Here is a 14,656-nt window from a genome sequence, read left to right on the forward strand (position 1 = left end):
GGGGGGGGCGGCCCCGCTCCGCACACCCCGGGACGCCTCCGCACACCCCGGTACGCCTCCGCACACCCCGGTACGCCTCCGCACACCCCGGTACGCCTCCGCACACCCCGGTACGCCTCCGCACACCCCGGTACGCCTCCGTACACCCCGGTACGTCTCCGCGCGCCTTCGTACGGAGGTCAGTCCTGCTTCTTCCGCCGGGTGCCGAAGACGATCTCGTCCCAGCTCGGCACCGCCGCGCGCCGTCCCGGGCGGACGCCGTCCGCCTCGGCCTGGCGGTCCGTGGTGCCGGTGAGGCGGTCGCGGTGGCCCGAGACCGCGCGGGGCATGAGGACGTCGGCGTACGCGGCGCCCGCGCCCGCCGAGGCGGCCGGGGCCGGGGGCTCCTCCGCCTCCGGCTCGTCCGAGGGCTCGGAGGAGTCCGGCTGCTCGGGCACGACCATGTCGCCCCGGAAGCTCGGCACGGCCTCCAGGAGGCTCGTCAGGGAGTCCCGCTCGTCCTCCGCCTCGGGCGGCGGCGCGGGGGCCCGCTCCAGCTGGCGGTCCAGGGCGCGGTCGAGCGGCCTGTCCCGGGGGAGCCGGGCGATGCGCGGCACGAACGGGAAGCTGGGCTCGGGCGCGGCGGCGATCGTGTCGTCCGTCTCGCCGATCAGGGCCCGCGCCTCGTCGTCCACGGCCTGGACCAGCCGCCGGGGCGGGTCGTACGTCCAGCTCGCCGTGTGGACCTCGCCCGCGACGCGGTAGACGAGCAGCACCTCCCAGGTGCCGTCGTCCCGCCGCCAGGAGTCCCACTGCACGGTGTCCTTCTCGGCGCCGCGCAGCAGCAGCCGCTCCTGCACCGCCTCGCCGAGCTGGGGGCCGCTGTTCTCCCCGGGCCTGCGGACCGGGGTCTTGCGGGCCCGCTCCGCCATGAAGGCGCGCTCCGCGAGCACGGGGCCCTCGAAGCGGCGCACGCGGTCGACGGGGATGCCGGCGAGCTGGGCGACCTCCTCCGCGGAGGCACCGGCTCGTATCCGCGCCTGGATGTCGCGGGGGCGGAGGTGGCTCTCCACCTCGATCTCGATCTGGCCGAGGCGCGCGCGGTCGTTGCGCACGGCGGCGCGGAGCCGCTCGTCGATCGGAAGTGTGTACTCCGTGCTGTCAGCAGCCTTCAGCACCAGTCGTGTGCCGTCGTTGGAGACGGCCACGACACGCAGTTCGGGCATGGGGACCTCCCGGGTGGTGCCTGCCGACGTCACGTGCGTCGCTGCTTCCGCTAGTCGAGTGTGGCCTGCCCGGGTGCAGCCTGCCACTACCTTGCCGAGTTGCCCGCGTGTCGGGCGTGGACCCTGGAACGCCGTTATGGCACGGTTACCTGTCGGCTACGCGGAGTGACTGGCGGTCACTCTGTGCAGCCGGTTCCCGTGCGATGCCGAGCGCCGCCGGTTCGAGCGCCGTCTCCGGCTCCCTTCCCGTGATCCCGGGCACCCGTGAGGGCGTCCGGACCCAGGTTTCGTCAATGTACTCCATTCGGGCCACCGGGGTGGACCGGCGCGCCGCTCAACTTCTCGGACGACACGGGAGTTGAGTCTCCGCGATCTCCCCCTCGCGTGTCGCTCTTCACAGAAACAGTGGAAACGGAACTATTCACTTCCCCCATTTGTCCCTTCTGGGTGCAAGGCACTCGGATGAGTCAGCAGGGGTTGGAGATGCGCCACAGGCCGGAGACCGACACGGACGAGCCGAAGGAGGCGGAGGCGGAGGAGCGCGCGAAGGCGGGGGAGGAGGCCGAGGAGAGCGGCAGGAGAAGGGTCGACCTGAGCATGGCCCAGGTCTCGGGCAGCGCCCTGGCCGCGGTCATCGCCGCCAAGCTCGCCTCGACCCTCGGCGTGTACGGCACGATCATCGGCGCCGGCGTGATCAGCGTCGTCGCCACCTGCGGCGGCCCGTTCTTCCAGTACGTCTTCCGGCGCACCGGCGAGCAGGTCCGCGACGCGACCGCCGCCGCCCGGCCGAGGACCCGTCGGCTCCCGCTCACGGCCCGCGCCGCGTCCGCCCGTACCGTGTCCGGAACCCTGGCCGGGCCCGTGGTCGGGTCCGCGCCCGGGGTCCCGCCCCGGCTGGACGACCCCACGCTGCTGCTCGCCACGGTCCCGCCGCCGCTCCCGGAACGGGAGGAGTTCGGCGAGGCGACCACCCACGGCACCCGGGTCCGGGGCTGGCGGCGCCCGGCGATCGCCGCGGCCCTGGTCTTCGGCGTCACCATGGGCGGCATCACCGCCTACGAGCTGGCCGCCGGGGAGGACTTCGGCGGCCGGCAGGGGACCACCACCTTCGGCTCGGCCGTCCGCGGCGGCGGAGGCGGCGGGCAGGACGCGCCCGACCCGGGCGGGGAGACCACCCCCGCGCCCTCCGGCTCCTCCGACGGCACCGGACGCCCCGGGGACGGCACTCCCTCCCCGTCGGGAACGGGAGCCGCTCCGAGCCCGGACGGCCGGAGCTCCGGGCCGCCGGACACCGGGCAGACCGGAACCGGGAGCCCGTCGGCCGAGCCGACGCCCTCCGCCCCCACCGACGGCGGGACGACCCCCTCGCCGGGACCGACCGGCCCCACCACGGCGCCGACCGCCCCGACCCGGGAGCCGTCCACCGGCACGGGACCGACCGGGGGCTCCTCCGCCCCGTCGGTCCCGGCCCCGGCGGGACCCGACGCCGGGACCGGCCCGGAGCCCGGAGCCGAATGACGGAGCCGGACGGCGAAACGGCCGCCACGCACCCGCGTGGCGGCCGTTTCCGTGCTCCGCGGGGCGCTCTCAGTCGCCCAGGATCCGCCGCAGGTGGTCGTTGGCGAAGAGCCGGTCCGGGTCGAGCCGGTCGCGCAGCGCCGTGAACTCGGCGAAGCGCGGGTAGACCTCGGAGAAGTAGGCGGCGTCGCGGGTGTGCAGCTTGCCCCAGTGGGGACGGCCCCCGTGCGCCGTCATGATGCGCTCCACCGCGGTGAAGTACGCCCGGTGGGGCGTTCCCCTGTAGAGGTGCACGGCGATGTAGGCCGTCTCCCGGCCCGAGGCCGTGGACAGCGTGATGTCGTCCGCCGGGGCCGTGCGCACCTCCACCGGGAAGCTCACCTTGAGCGGAGACCGCTCGACCATCGCCTTGACCTCGCGCAGCGCGGCGACCGCCGCCTCGCGCGGGAGCGCGTACTCCATCTCCACGAAGCGCACCCGGCGCGGCGAGGTGAAGACCTTGTACGGGATGTCGGTGTACGTGCGGGCCGACAGGGCCCGGCTGGAGACCTTGGCGAGCGCGGGGACGACCGGCGGCACCGCCCTGCCCAGGGAGCAGGCGAGCTGGAACACCCCGTTCGAGAGGAGCTCGTCCTCCACCCAGCCGCTGATCCGCCCGGGAGGGGCGGCGGGGCCCGCGCTGCGGTTGTTGCGCTTGGTGTTGCAGTTGTCCGTGTGGGGGAACCAGTAGAACTCGAAGTGCTCGTTCTCCGCGTGCAGCGCGTCGAACTCCGAGGCGACCCGGTCGAAGGACATCGGCTCCTCGCGCGCGGTGAGCAGGAAGACCGGCTCCACCGCGAAGGTGATCGCGGTGACCACGCCGAGCGCGCCGAGCCCGATCCGGGCGGCCGCGAAGACCTCCGGGTTCTCCTTCTCCGAGCAGGTCAGCAGCTGTCCGTCGGCCGTCACCAGTTCGAGCGCGCGGATCTGCGCCGCTATCGACGCCGACTCGCGGCCCGTGCCGTGCGTACCGGTGGAGACGGCCCCGGCGACGGTCTGCTCCATGATGTCGCCCATGTTCGTGAGCGACAGGCCCTCCCGGGCCAGCGCCACGTTGAGCCGCTTCAGCGAGGTCCCCGACTCGACCGTCACGGTCATCGCCTCGCGGTCGATCCGCCGGATCCCGGTCAGCAGCCCCGGCCGGATCAGCACCCCGTCGGTGGCCGCGATCGGCGTGAAGGAGTGACCGGTGCCGACCGTCTTCACCCGCAGCCCGTCCTCCGCCGCCCGGCGCACCGCCTCGGCGAGCTCCTCGGCCGAGGCCGGACTCACCTCGCGGGCCGGGCGGGAGGTGACGTTCCCCGCCCAGTTACGCCACGGACCGCTCGCCGTCCCGGCGCTCCCCGACCCCGCTGTCGTCGTCCCGCTCACGCTGCCCCTCCCGGTTCGGCGCCGGCCTGCGCAGCCGGCGGTGTCCGAGAAGACCCACCGCGACCGCGACCGCGCCCGAGACGACGGGCACCACGTACCCCGCTTCCGCTCCCGACGCGTCGACCACCCAGCCGGCGGCCGAGGAGCCGAGCGCCACGCCGATCGCGAGACCCGTACCCGTCCAGGTCATGCCCTCGGTCAGCTTGGTGCGCGGTACGTGCGCTTCGACGAGGGCCATCGTGGTCACCATCGTAGGTGCGATGGAGAGGCCCGCGACGAAGAGCGCCACGGCCAGCAACGGCAGGTTCCCGGCCAGTAGGAGGGGGATCATACTCACGGCCATCGCGCAGACGCCCAGCAGCCACCTGCGGGACGGCTCGCCCTTGAGGTGGAGCAGCCCGAAGACGGCCCCGGCCAGACAGGAGCCCAGGGCGTAGACGGCCAGGACGAGGCTGGCGGCGGCCTTGTGCCCCCGCTCCTCGGCGAAGGCCACGGTCACCACGTCCACCGAGCCGAAGATCGCGCCGGTGGCGACGAAGGCGAGGACCAGGACCCGCAGACCGGGGGAGCGGAGCAGGGAGGCGTCCCGCTCGCCGTCCCGCCGGGGGTGCGGCCGGGGCTCCGTGGCGCGCTGCGCGGTCAGCCAGAAGACGCCGATCGCGAGGAACACCCCGGCGAGCAGCGGACCGGCCTCGGGGAACCAGGTCGTCGACAGGCCGATGGAGATGATCGGGCCGAAGATGAAGCACACCTCGTCGACGATCGACTCCCAGGAGTACGCCGTGTGCAGGCTGCGTCCCTCGCCCCGGTAGATCTCCGCCCAGCGGGCCCGGATCATCGCGCCGACGCTCGGCACGCAGCCGATCACGGCGGTGAACACGAAGAGCGTCCAGTCCGGCGCCCCCTGCTGCACGCAGAGCAGGAGCCCGGCGCCCGCGGCGAGCGACACCAGCGTCACCGGCCGGAGCACCCGGCGCTGGCCGTGCCGGTCGACCAGGCGCGAGACCAGCGGGCCGAGGACGGCGGCGGACATCGCGAGCGTCGCCGAGAGCGCGCCGGCGAGGCCGTACCGGCCGGTGACCTGCGAGATCATGGTGACGATGCCGATGCCCATCATGGACAGGGGCATCCGGCCGAAGAGCCCGGCGACGGAGAACGACGCGGTTCCGGGCGCCGCGAAGATCGCGCGGTAGGGACTGGGCAAGAGGGTCTCCGGAATCTCCGTGCTTCGGAGCTGGCTCCGCGCGACGACTCGGCACGTGCCCCTGCGACCGCCGGACACGTGTAGTTAACAGCTAAAGCCTACGGCTTTGAACTGAATGGGTCATCCCTCTTTTCGGCCGACCGGCGCCGACGGCCGCCGCGCCCCCTCCTGCCGGGCCGCGCCCCTCGCCGCCGCGCCCCCTTCCGCCGGGCCGCGCCCCTCGCCGCCGCGGTCGGGTGGCAGGATCGGTGTCATGTCCGATCAGCACGATCCCGCCCCGTACGACGCCCTGCTGTTGCTCTCCTTCGGCGGCCCCGAAGGGCCGGACGACGTGGTCCCGTTCCTGGAGAACGTGACGCGCGGCCGCGGCATCCCGAAGGAACGGCTCAAGGAGGTGGGGCAGCACTACTTCCTCTTCGGCGGCGTCTCCCCGATCAACGACCAGAACCGCGCGCTCCTCGACGCGCTGCGGACGGACTTCGCGGAGGCCGGGCTCGACCTCCCGGTCTACTGGGGCAACCGGAACTGGGCGCCCTACCTCACCGACGTCCTCCGGGAGATGATCACCGACGGACGGCGCCACATCGCCGTGCTCACCACCAGCGCGTACGCCTCCTACTCCGGTTGCCGCCAGTACCGCGAGAACCTCGCCGACGCGCTTGCGACCCTGGAGGCGGAGGGGCTCCCGCTGCCCCGCGTCGACAAGCTCCGGCACTACTTCAACCACCCCGGCTTCGTCGAGCCCATGGTCGAGGGCGTCCTCGCCTCCCTCGCCGAGCTCGACCCCGCCGTGCGCGACGGCGCCCACCTCGCCTTCACCACCCACTCCATCCCCGACTCCGCCGCCGACACCTCGGGCCCGGCCCCCGGGCACGGCGAGGGCGGCGCCTACGTGCGCCAGCACCTCGACGCGGCGCGGACGATCGCCGCCGCCGTCCGCGAGCGGACCGGCACCGACCGCCCCTGGAAGCTCGTCTACCAGTCCCGCAGCGGCGCCCCCCACATCCCGTGGCTGGAACCGGACATCTGCGACCACCTGGAGGAACTGCACGGCGCCGGGGCGCCCGCGGCCGTCATGGTCCCGATCGGCTTCGTCTCCGACCACATGGAGGTCCTGTACGACCTCGACACCGAGGCCACCGCCAAGGCCGCCGAGCTCGGCCTGCCCGTCCGGCGCTCGGCCACCGTCGGCTCCGACCCGCGCTTCGCCGCCGCCGTCCGCGACCTCGTCCTGGAGCGGGCCGCCGGGGAGCGGGGCATCCGGGTGGAGCGGTGCGCCCTGGGCGCGCTCGGGCCCTCCCACGACCTGTGCCCGATCGGCTGCTGCCCGGCCAGGACGGAGCGGCCCGCGGCGGCCGGCGCCGACAGCCCGTACGCGTAGCAGGAGCCGCGCGCACCCGTACGCGCAGGAGAACCCCGTGACCCGCCCGCACGCGCAAGGAGATCCCATGACCGAGGCTCCCGACCCCCTGCTCACCGAACTGCACGAGATCGCCCTGGAGGCCGCGCGGCGGGCCGGAGCGCTGCTGCGCGACGGCCGGCCCGACGACCTGGCCGTGGCGAAGACCAAGACGAGCCCCATCGACGTGGTCACCGAGATGGACATCGCCGCCGAGAAGCTCATCACCGGCTTCCTCGCCGAGCGCCGCCCGCAGGACGGGCTCCTCGGCGAGGAGGGCGCCGCCAGCTCCGGCACCAGCGGCGTCCGGTGGGTCATCGACCCGCTCGACGGCACCGTGAACTACCTCTACGGCCTGCCCACCTGGGGCGTCTCGATCGCCGCCGAACGCGACGGCGAGGCCGTCGTCGGTGTGGTCGAGGCGCCGCTGCGCGGCGAGACGTACCACGCGGTCCTCGGCCGGGGCGCGTACGCGGGGGACCGGCGCCTCGCCGTCCGCCCCTCGCCCGCGTTCGACCTGGCCCTGGTCGGGACCGGCTTCGCCTACATCCAGACCCGGCGCGCCCAGCAGGCCGAGGTGGCCCGGCGGGTGATCCCGCGCGTCCGCGACATCCGGCGCGCCGGCTCGGCCGCCCTCGACCTCTGCGACGTCGCCGCGGGCCGCCTCGACGCGTACTACGAGCGCGGCCTCAACCCCTGGGACCTCGCGGCGGGCGGGCTCATCGCCCGCGAGGCGGGCGCCCTGACCGGCGGCCGCCCCGGGGAGCCGGCCTCCGGCGACCTGGCGCTCGCGGCCTCCCCCGGCCTCTTCGCGCCCCTCCAGGAACTGCTGGAGGAACTGGGGGCCTGGCACGACTGACCCCGCCCTCACGGCCCGCACGGACCGCCCGCCCGCACGGGCCGGATCCGGCGGGCCGGGAGCGGACGGACGAGGGCCCCGGTGCCGGGACGGGCACCGGGGCCCTCGCGGGTCCACGACTCCACCGAAGGGGAGCGGCGGGTCAGACGCCGGGCGCGGCCACCTCCACGCCGTGCTCGGCGGCCAGGCGGTGCAGGTCCTCCAGCTCCGCCTGCTCCACCTCCACCAGGTAGTCGTCTCCCGTCTCACGCGCCCGCGTGAGGTCCGTCTGCGTGGTCCTGATGCGGTGCAGCAGGCCGGCGGTGAAAGCGTCCATCGTGCGCCCCCTCGTCATGGGTCGAGTGGCACCGGGGTGTGCCGAGGGTGGGTCGGATCACGCACCGTGGTCTCTGGGGGACAGAGAGCTCCGGGTGGCGTGCCACATACAGGGCGTGATCGCGGGGTGTGCAGTCGTCCTCCCCAGCCCCTTCCGCGGAGAAACCTCAACTGGCCCGCGAATCAGGTGAATTCTCGGTGCCCCTCCCCGGGGCCCCGCCCGGCCCCGGGACCGCACCGCCGCCTTACAGCCGGTTTACGCGCGTACGGGGCAGGATGGGCACCCACAGTCGGCTCAGGTGTCGGCCGGGTCCCGTCCGGGCCGCGGCCCAACGGGAAGGATGTACGACGTGCGCGTACTCGTCGTCGAGGACGAGCAGCTGCTCGCCGATGCGGTGGCCACCGGACTGCGCCGGGAGGCCATGGCCGTCGACGTCGTGTACGACGGCGCGGCGGCCCTGGAGCGCGTGGGGGTCAACGACTACGACGTCGTCGTCCTCGACCGCGACCTCCCGCTCGTGCACGGCGACGACGTCTGCCGCAGGATCGTCGAGCTCGGCATGCCCACCCGCGTCCTGATGCTCACCGCCTCCGGCGACGTCAGCGACCGCGTGGAGGGCCTCGAACTGGGCGCGGACGACTACCTCCCCAAGCCCTTCGCCTTCACCGAGCTCACCGCGCGCGTGCGGGCCCTCGGCCGCCGCACGACCGTGCCCCTCCCGCCCGTCCTGGAGCGCGCCGGCATCAAGCTCGACCCCAACCGCCGCGAGGTCTTCCGCGACGGCCGCGAGGTCCAGCTCGCGCCGAAGGAGTTCGCCGTCCTGGAGGTCCTCATGCGCAGCGAGGGCGCCGTCGTCTCGGCGGAGCAGCTCCTGGAGAAGGCCTGGGACGAGAACACCGACCCGTTCACCAACGTCGTGCGCGTCACCGTCATGACCCTGCGCCGCAAGCTCGGCGAGCCCCCCGTCATCGTCACCGTGCCCGGCTCCGGGTACCGGATCTGACCACGATGGCCACGACCCCCGCGCCCCACCCCCAGGCGCCCCCCAAGCCGACCTGGGACCCCAGGGACCCGGTCCGCCCGCTCCTGCGCCCGACCATCCGGATACGGCTCACCCTGCTGTACGGCGGGATGTTCCTGATCGCGGGCATCCTGCTGCTCTCGATCATCTACCTCTTCACCGCGCAGGCGCTCAGCGACAGCGCGGCCCAGCTCCCCTTCAAGATCGTCAAGGGCGAGGTCCAGGCCACCACCTCGTGGTGCGACCTGCCCGACACGGGCACCGTCGAGCAGTTCAACGACGCGGTGTCCGTCTGCCTCCGGCACCAGAGCGACCGGGCCCTGGACGACCTCCTGCGCCGCTCGCTCTTCGCCCTGCTCGGCCTGAGCATCATCGCCTTCGCCTTCGGCTACGCCATGGCGGGACGGGTGCTCTCCCCGCTCGGCCGGATCACCCGCACCGCCCGCCAGGTGGCCGGTTCCGACCTGTCCCGGCGGATCGAGCTGGACGGCCCGGACGACGAGCTCAAGGAGCTCGCCGACACCTTCGACGAGATGCTGGAGCGCCTGGAGCGGGCCTTCACCGCCCAGCAGCGGTTCGTCGCGAACGCCTCGCACGAGCTGCGGACCCCGCTCGCGATCAACCGCACGCTCCTGGAGGTGCACCTCTCGGACCCCGGCGCGCCCGTGGAGCTCCAGCAGCTCGGCAAGACCCTGCTCGCCACCAACGAGCGCAGCGAGCAGCTCGTCGAGGGCCTGCTGCTGCTCGCCCGGAGCGACAACCAGATCATCGAGCGCAAGCCCGTCGACCTCGCCGAGGTCGCCGAGCGGGCCGTCGACCAGGTGAACGCCGAGGCCGAGGCCAAGGGCGTCGAGATCCGGGGCGGGCGCGAGCCGGCCGTCGTCCAGGGCAACGGCGTCCTGCTGGAACGGATCGCGCTGAACCTGATCCAGAACGCCGTGCGGTACAACGTGCCGGAGGGCGGCTGGGTGGAGGTCACCACCGAGGCCGCGAACGGCCGGGCGGAGCTGCTCGTCTCGAACACGGGACCCGTGGTCCCCGCGTACGAGATCGACAACCTCTTCGAGCCGTTCCGGCGGCTCCGGCAGGAGCGGACCGGCAGCGACAAGGGAGTCGGTCTCGGCCTGTCGATCGCCCGGTCCGTGGCCCGCGCCCACGGCGGCCGTATCATCGCGGAGCCCCGCCAGGGCGGTGGTCTCGTGATGCGCGTCACTCTGCCGATCTGACACACTGCACGAGCCGACCGGTTCCGTTCGCTTTGCGCAGAATTCCCCGGCCCCGCCCCTGAGACGCTCATGTGTGATCGATCACAGGGGAGGGTGTGCGGGCATCCACTCTCCGTGACCGGGAAATCCCTCCGAAAACCAGGAAAAGTCCGGGTTTTCAGGGCCCCGAATGACGGGAAGTACACGGGGTGGCACCCGCGGGGGAAACCCACGGGACCGTGTACGGTCCGGTTCGCCACCCGAAGCCGATCACTCGTGAGAGGGCGCGACGGGTGTCGATTGAGTAACAGACCTTGATGTGAGGCAAAATCTCCGCCTCAGGTCGGGCACAAGTCCGACCTCTCACGCGTTACGTGCGCTGGAGACACCGCAACCACCCAGAGGGGGAGAGCGACATGGCAACGGATTACGACACCCCACGCAAGACCGACGACGACGTCGACTCGGACAGCCTTGAGGAACTGAAGGCCCGCCGGAACGACAAGTCGACCTCGACCGTCGACGTCGACGAGTTCGAGGCCGCCGAAGGCCTGGAGCTTCCCGGCGCCGACCTCTCGAACGAGGAGCTGGCCGTCCGGGTCCTGCCCAAGCAGGCCGACGAGTTCACCTGCATGAGCTGCTTCCTCGTGCACCACCGGAGCCAGCTGGCCCGGGAGAAGAACGGTCAGCCCATCTGCCGCGACTGCGACTGAGAACGCTCGACCGTGGCAGGCGACACACCGTCCCGGAAGCGGCGTCTGCGGCTCCCCGGGAGTCCGCGGACGGACAAGGGCGGACCAGGCCCGGCAGAGGGCGCCCAGGAGGCCCCCGACGCCGAGCCCACCGCCTCCCTGCCCTCCCTCGGCGCACGTGACGACGAGCGGGGCCTACCGGCCTCGCTCGAAGCGGCCACCGCGCCGGAGGCGGCATCCCTCCCCCCGGAGTCACCCCTCCCCGCGGAGCGGGAGGCCGGGCAGGACGACGGGTCGCCCGTCGAAGCGCGACGGGCCGGGCGCCTCGACGCCGTCAAGCGGCTCGCCGCCCCCGCACGGGGCCGGCTCGACAAGATCAAGATCGACTCCGACCGTATCGACGCCGTCCGGCGCGGCGTCGCGCAGGGCGTGAAGCGCGGCGGAGACAGCGCCAGGGCCGGCATCGGCCATCTGGCCGACCGGCTGATCGACCTCGCCCCGCGGATCCCCGTCCGCGACCTGGCGACCCTTCGCAAGCAGTTCCCCGGGCTCGGACCCGAGGAGATCGCCGACAAGCTCGTCGCCGGCGCGGCGAACGCCTCGTCGACCGTGGGCGCGGGCATCGGCGCCGCCGCCATGCTCCCCGTGCCCCCGGCCATGCCTGCCGAGCTGGCGGCCGAGATCACCGGCGTCGCCGCCGTGGAGCTCAAGCTCATCGCCGAACTGCACGAGGTGTACGGACTGCGTCCCCCCGGCCGGCTCGGCCAGCGCTCGGCGGCCTACCTGACCTCCTGGGCCGAGGAGCGGGGCGTCGACCCCACCAGGCCCACCACCGTCAACGCGGCGCTCGGCGGACAGCTCAAGCGCGAACTGCGCCAGCAGATCATGAAGCGCATGGTGCGCAACCTGCCGAACCTCATGCCGTTCATGGTGGGCGCCGCCGTCGGCGCCGTCATGAACCGCCGCGACACCAAGAAGCTCGCCTCGCACATCCGCAAGGACCTGCGCGAGCGCCAGGTCCCCTGGAGCGCCCTCCCGGAGCTGCCCCCGCTGGAGCAGCCCGAGAACCCCGAGGAGCTGGACTTCTAGGGCGTGTGTCGAAAGCAGCGCCGTCTGCCCGGAGGGCAGGCGGGACTTTCGACACACGCCCTAGAGCCCGTCCGGCGCACCGCGGCCGGGGCTCCGCCCCGGCCCCACCGCCGCCGCCCTCAGGACCCGGCCTCGGCCCGCACGGCCTCGACGGCCGCCTCCAGGGCCTCCGGCTCACGGCTGGACAGGTACACGTACGGCGTCGGGTCCGCCGGGTCCGTCACCTCGATCCGCACCGCCCGCGGCACGTAGCTGCGCATCAGCATGAAGGCGCGCGGATCCGCCTTGTGCGTGCGCCAGGCGCGCGCCTCCTCCGCGTCGAGCACCTCGACCGCCCCCAGGGCGGAGACCGGGATCCGCGCGTCCCCCGCCACCAGCGAACCGGCCACCACCCGGACGCGGGCGGAGCCGTACGAGGAGACCGCGGCGCCGGCGAGCACCGCCGCCACGATCAGACCGCCCAGCATCGGGACCGTGCCGAACGGGACCATGATCAGACCGCCGGAGAGGCCGAGCAGGCCCGCGATCACCCACCAGGAGCCGGGCGCCGTCAGCCGCTCGTCGAAGCGCGGCGCGGCCGGGCCGGCGGAGGACTCGGGGGAGGGGGCCGGAGACGGTACGGAAGGCTGCATGCGTCCAAGCTTGGCACGGCGCGACCCGCGTCCGTCCGCGCGGGTAAGGTCTGCGCCTGTGACTGCAACATCTGCCGCCCTCACCCCGCCGGCCGACGCCATACCGCCGGTACGCCACCCCGACGCGCCGGCCCCCGGCGAGCTGCTCGGCTCGCACTACGGGCACTGTTTCGGGTGCGGCGGCGGGCAGCCCCACGGCCTCCACCTGGAGGCGCGGGCGGGCGAGGGCGTGACCGTCACCGCCGAGTTCACGGTGACCGCGGACCACCAGGGCGCCCCCGGCCTCGCGCACGGCGGCGTCCTCGCCACCGCGCTCGACGAGACCCTCGGCTCCCTCAACTGGCTGCTGCGGGTCATCGCCGTGACCGGACGCCTGGAGACCGACTTCCTCCGGCCCGTGCCGGTCGGCACCGTCCTCCACCTGGAGGCTGCCGTCACCGCCGTGCACGGCCGCAAGCTCTACTCGACCGCCGTCGGCAGGATCGGCGGGCCCGAGGGCCCCGTAGCCGTCCGCGCCGACGCCCTCTTCATCGAGGTCAAGGTCGACCACTTCATCGACAACGGGCGCCCGGAGGAGATCCGGGCGGCCATGTCCGACCCCGACCAGGTCAGGCGCGCCCGCGCCTTCGAGGTGAACCCCTGATGCGCAACCCCGTCGACGTACTGATCCGGCGCGTGGACCCCGAGGTCCCCATCCCCGCCTACGGGCACCCCGGTGACGCCGGTGCCGACCTCGTCACCACGGAGGCCGCCGTACTGGCCCCCGGAGAGCGCGCCGTCCTGCCCACCGGCGTCTCCCTGGCCCTCCCCGACGGGTACGCCGCCTTCGTGCACCCGCGCTCCGGCCTCGCGGCCCGCTGCGGAGTGGCGCTCGTGAATGCCCCGGGGACGGTGGATGCCGGGTACCGTGGAGAGATCAAGGTGATCGTGGTCAATCTGGATCCGCGCGAGAGCGTGCGGTTCGAACGATTCGACCGGATTGCCCAACTCGTCGTCCAGCAGGTCGAGAAGGTGCGCTTCCACGAGGTGGCGGAACTTCCCGGTTCGGCGCGGGCCGAGGGGGGCTTCGGGTCCACCGGCGGCCACGCCGCCGTGGACGGCACTACGGGTGGGAATCGATACGCTTCGGTCGTATCCGACCGGGAAGGACAGTGACGTGTTCGGACGTCGCAAGAAGAGCGGTGCCGCCGAGGACGCGGCGGGCGAGGCCGAGCAGGTCGTCGACGCGGTGGAGGGCGAGGACGCGGCCGGGCCGCGTCGGGTGAACCTCCCGCCCGCGCCCCGGCCCGACGGGCCCTGGGACATCTCCGAGGTCACCAAGCCCGACGAAGGCCGCGTGGACCTCGGCGGGGTCTTCGTACCCGGCGTCGAGGGAATGGAGCTGCGGGTCGAGGTGGCGGGCGACGCGATCGTCGCGGCCACCGTCGTGCTGCGCGACAGCGCCGTACAGCTCCAGGCCTTCGCCGCCCCCAAGAACGAGGGCATCTGGGGCGAGGTCCGTGACGAGATCGCCACGGGCATCGTCCAGCAGGGCGGTGTCATCGACGAGGTCGAGGGGCCGCTGGGCTGGGAGCTGCGCGCGCAGGTCCCCGTGCAGCTGCCGGACGGCAATCGCGGCGTGCAGCTCGTGCGCTTCGTGGGCGTCGACGGGCCCCGCTGGTTCCTGCGCGGAGTGATCTCCGGCCAGGGCGCGGTCCAGCCCGAGGCGGCCGGGCTCCTGGAGCAGATCGTCCGCGACACCGTGGTCGTCCGCGGCGACGGCCCGATGGCCCCGCGCGACCCGATCGTCCTCAAGCTGCCGAACGACGCGCAGATGGTGCCGGACGGCGTGCAGCAGGAGGAGCAGGAGAACTCCCGCTTCTCCGGCGGCATGGGCCAGCTCCAGCGCGGCCCGGAGATCTCCGAGATCCGCTGAACGGCGGGCTCCGGAAGCTCACGGACAGGGCCGGTGGGCCGTTTCCCGTACCTCGCGTGCGGGAAACGGCCCACCGGCCCTTTCGCCGTCCCGCCCCGCTCCCCTCGCGCTCCCCTCCCGGTTTTCCACAGGCGGGAGCCGCGGCCCTGGTCCCCGGGGCCCCCGGCGGACCATACTGGCGAGCGCACGCG

Annotated in this window: 15 protein-coding genes; 10 read left to right on the forward strand and 5 right to left on the reverse strand. The window is 73.6% G+C overall.

Annotated features, from left to right (window positions below):
- Nucleotides 1–179: 179 nt before the first annotated feature.
- Entirely contained in the window at nt 180–1,238 is a 1,059-nt protein-coding gene (gene sepH / locus ACIQKA_RS18545; RefSeq protein WP_383160546.1) for a septation protein SepH, read from the reverse strand.
- 450 nt (nt 1,239–1,688) lie between these two features.
- On the opposite strand from sepH, the gene ACIQKA_RS18550 reads away from it, so the two are divergent.
- Nucleotides 1,689–2,723, forward strand: a complete 1,035-nt coding sequence (locus tag ACIQKA_RS18550; protein ID WP_402541555.1) for a hypothetical protein — start codon at nt 1,689–1,691, stop codon at nt 2,721–2,723.
- 69 nt (nt 2,724–2,792) lie between these two features.
- Here ACIQKA_RS18550 and ACIQKA_RS18555 read toward each other — a convergent pair whose 3' ends face one another.
- Both ACIQKA_RS18555 and ACIQKA_RS18560 read right to left on the reverse strand, forming a co-directional pair.
- Nucleotides 2,793–4,133: a D-arabinono-1,4-lactone oxidase gene (locus ACIQKA_RS18555; protein WP_383151617.1), complete on the reverse strand. Its 1,341-nt coding sequence runs from the start codon at nt 4,131–4,133 to the stop codon at nt 2,793–2,795.
- Nucleotides 4,072–5,337, reverse strand: a complete 1,266-nt coding sequence (locus ACIQKA_RS18560; protein ID WP_383432229.1) for an MFS transporter — start codon at nt 5,335–5,337, stop codon at nt 4,072–4,074. The genes ACIQKA_RS18555 and ACIQKA_RS18560 overlap by 62 nt, the downstream gene beginning before the upstream one ends.
- A gap of 253 nt (nt 5,338–5,590) precedes the next feature.
- Here ACIQKA_RS18560 and ACIQKA_RS18565 point away from each other — a divergent pair, with 253 nt between their 5' ends.
- On the forward strand, nt 5,591–6,718 hold the full coding sequence (locus ACIQKA_RS18565; protein ID WP_383151615.1) for a ferrochelatase: 1,128 nt from the start codon (nt 5,591–5,593) through the stop codon (nt 6,716–6,718).
- Nucleotides 6,719–6,785: 67 nt separating this feature from the next.
- Nucleotides 6,786–7,595, forward strand: coding sequence for an inositol monophosphatase family protein (locus tag ACIQKA_RS18570; protein ID WP_402541558.1), 810 nt, complete (start codon nt 6,786–6,788; stop codon nt 7,593–7,595).
- 142 nt (nt 7,596–7,737) lie between these two features.
- Here ACIQKA_RS18570 and ACIQKA_RS18575 read toward each other — a convergent pair whose 3' ends face one another.
- On the reverse strand, nt 7,738–7,911 hold the full coding sequence (locus ACIQKA_RS18575) for a hypothetical protein (protein ID WP_383151613.1): 174 nt from the start codon (nt 7,909–7,911) through the stop codon (nt 7,738–7,740).
- A 349-nt stretch (nt 7,912–8,260) separates the two neighbouring features.
- Here ACIQKA_RS18575 and ACIQKA_RS18580 point away from each other — a divergent pair, with 349 nt between their 5' ends.
- From ACIQKA_RS18580 to ACIQKA_RS18595, 4 genes are all read left to right on the forward strand, one after another.
- Nucleotides 8,261–8,914 carry a response regulator transcription factor gene (locus ACIQKA_RS18580; RefSeq protein ID WP_030211224.1) on the forward strand — a complete coding sequence of 218 codons (654 nt, stop codon included), beginning with the start codon at nt 8,261–8,263 and terminating at the stop codon, nt 8,912–8,914.
- Nucleotides 8,915–8,919: 5 nt separating this feature from the next.
- Nucleotides 8,920–10,158 (forward strand): sensor histidine kinase, encoded by a 1,239-nt coding sequence (locus ACIQKA_RS18585; RefSeq protein WP_383151612.1) that lies wholly within the window; start codon nt 8,920–8,922, stop codon nt 10,156–10,158.
- 395 nt (nt 10,159–10,553) lie between these two features.
- The gene (locus ACIQKA_RS18590) at nt 10,554–10,850 is read left to right on the forward strand and encodes a DUF4193 domain-containing protein (protein ID WP_003955561.1); all 297 of its coding nucleotides are present in this window, start codon (nt 10,554–10,556) and stop codon (nt 10,848–10,850) included.
- A gap of 12 nt (nt 10,851–10,862) precedes the next feature.
- Nucleotides 10,863–11,918 carry a hypothetical protein gene (locus tag ACIQKA_RS18595; protein WP_402541561.1) on the forward strand — a complete coding sequence of 352 codons (1,056 nt, stop codon included), beginning with the start codon at nt 10,863–10,865 and terminating at the stop codon, nt 11,916–11,918.
- Between the two features lie 119 nt (nt 11,919–12,037).
- On the opposite strand, the gene ACIQKA_RS18600 is transcribed toward ACIQKA_RS18595, so the two are convergent.
- On the reverse strand, nt 12,038–12,550 hold the full coding sequence (locus ACIQKA_RS18600) for a DUF3093 domain-containing protein (RefSeq protein WP_383441914.1): 513 nt from the start codon (nt 12,548–12,550) through the stop codon (nt 12,038–12,040).
- Between the two features lie 58 nt (nt 12,551–12,608).
- Here ACIQKA_RS18600 and ACIQKA_RS18605 point away from each other — a divergent pair, with 58 nt between their 5' ends.
- Genes ACIQKA_RS18605 through ACIQKA_RS18615 form a run of 3 tightly spaced genes read left to right on the forward strand, consistent with a single transcriptional unit; the run spans nt 12,609 to nt 14,465 of the window.
- Nucleotides 12,609–13,193 (forward strand): PaaI family thioesterase, encoded by a 585-nt coding sequence (locus ACIQKA_RS18605; RefSeq protein WP_030211231.1) that lies wholly within the window; start codon nt 12,609–12,611, stop codon nt 13,191–13,193.
- Nucleotides 13,193–13,705 (forward strand): dUTP diphosphatase, encoded by a 513-nt coding sequence (gene dut, locus ACIQKA_RS18610; RefSeq protein WP_062751823.1) that lies wholly within the window; start codon nt 13,193–13,195, stop codon nt 13,703–13,705. Before ACIQKA_RS18605 ends, dut begins: the two co-directional genes overlap by 1 nt.
- 1 nt (nt 13,706) lies before the next feature.
- On the forward strand, nt 13,707–14,465 hold the full coding sequence (locus tag ACIQKA_RS18615) for a DUF3710 domain-containing protein (RefSeq protein ID WP_383151608.1): 759 nt from the start codon (nt 13,707–13,709) through the stop codon (nt 14,463–14,465).
- The last annotated feature ends 191 nt before the right edge of the window (nt 14,466–14,656 follow it).

This window comes from Streptomyces sp. NPDC092045 (genome assembly GCF_044756005.1).
In the GTDB taxonomy this organism is placed as follows: Bacteria; Actinomycetota; Actinomycetes; order Streptomycetales; family Streptomycetaceae; genus Streptomyces.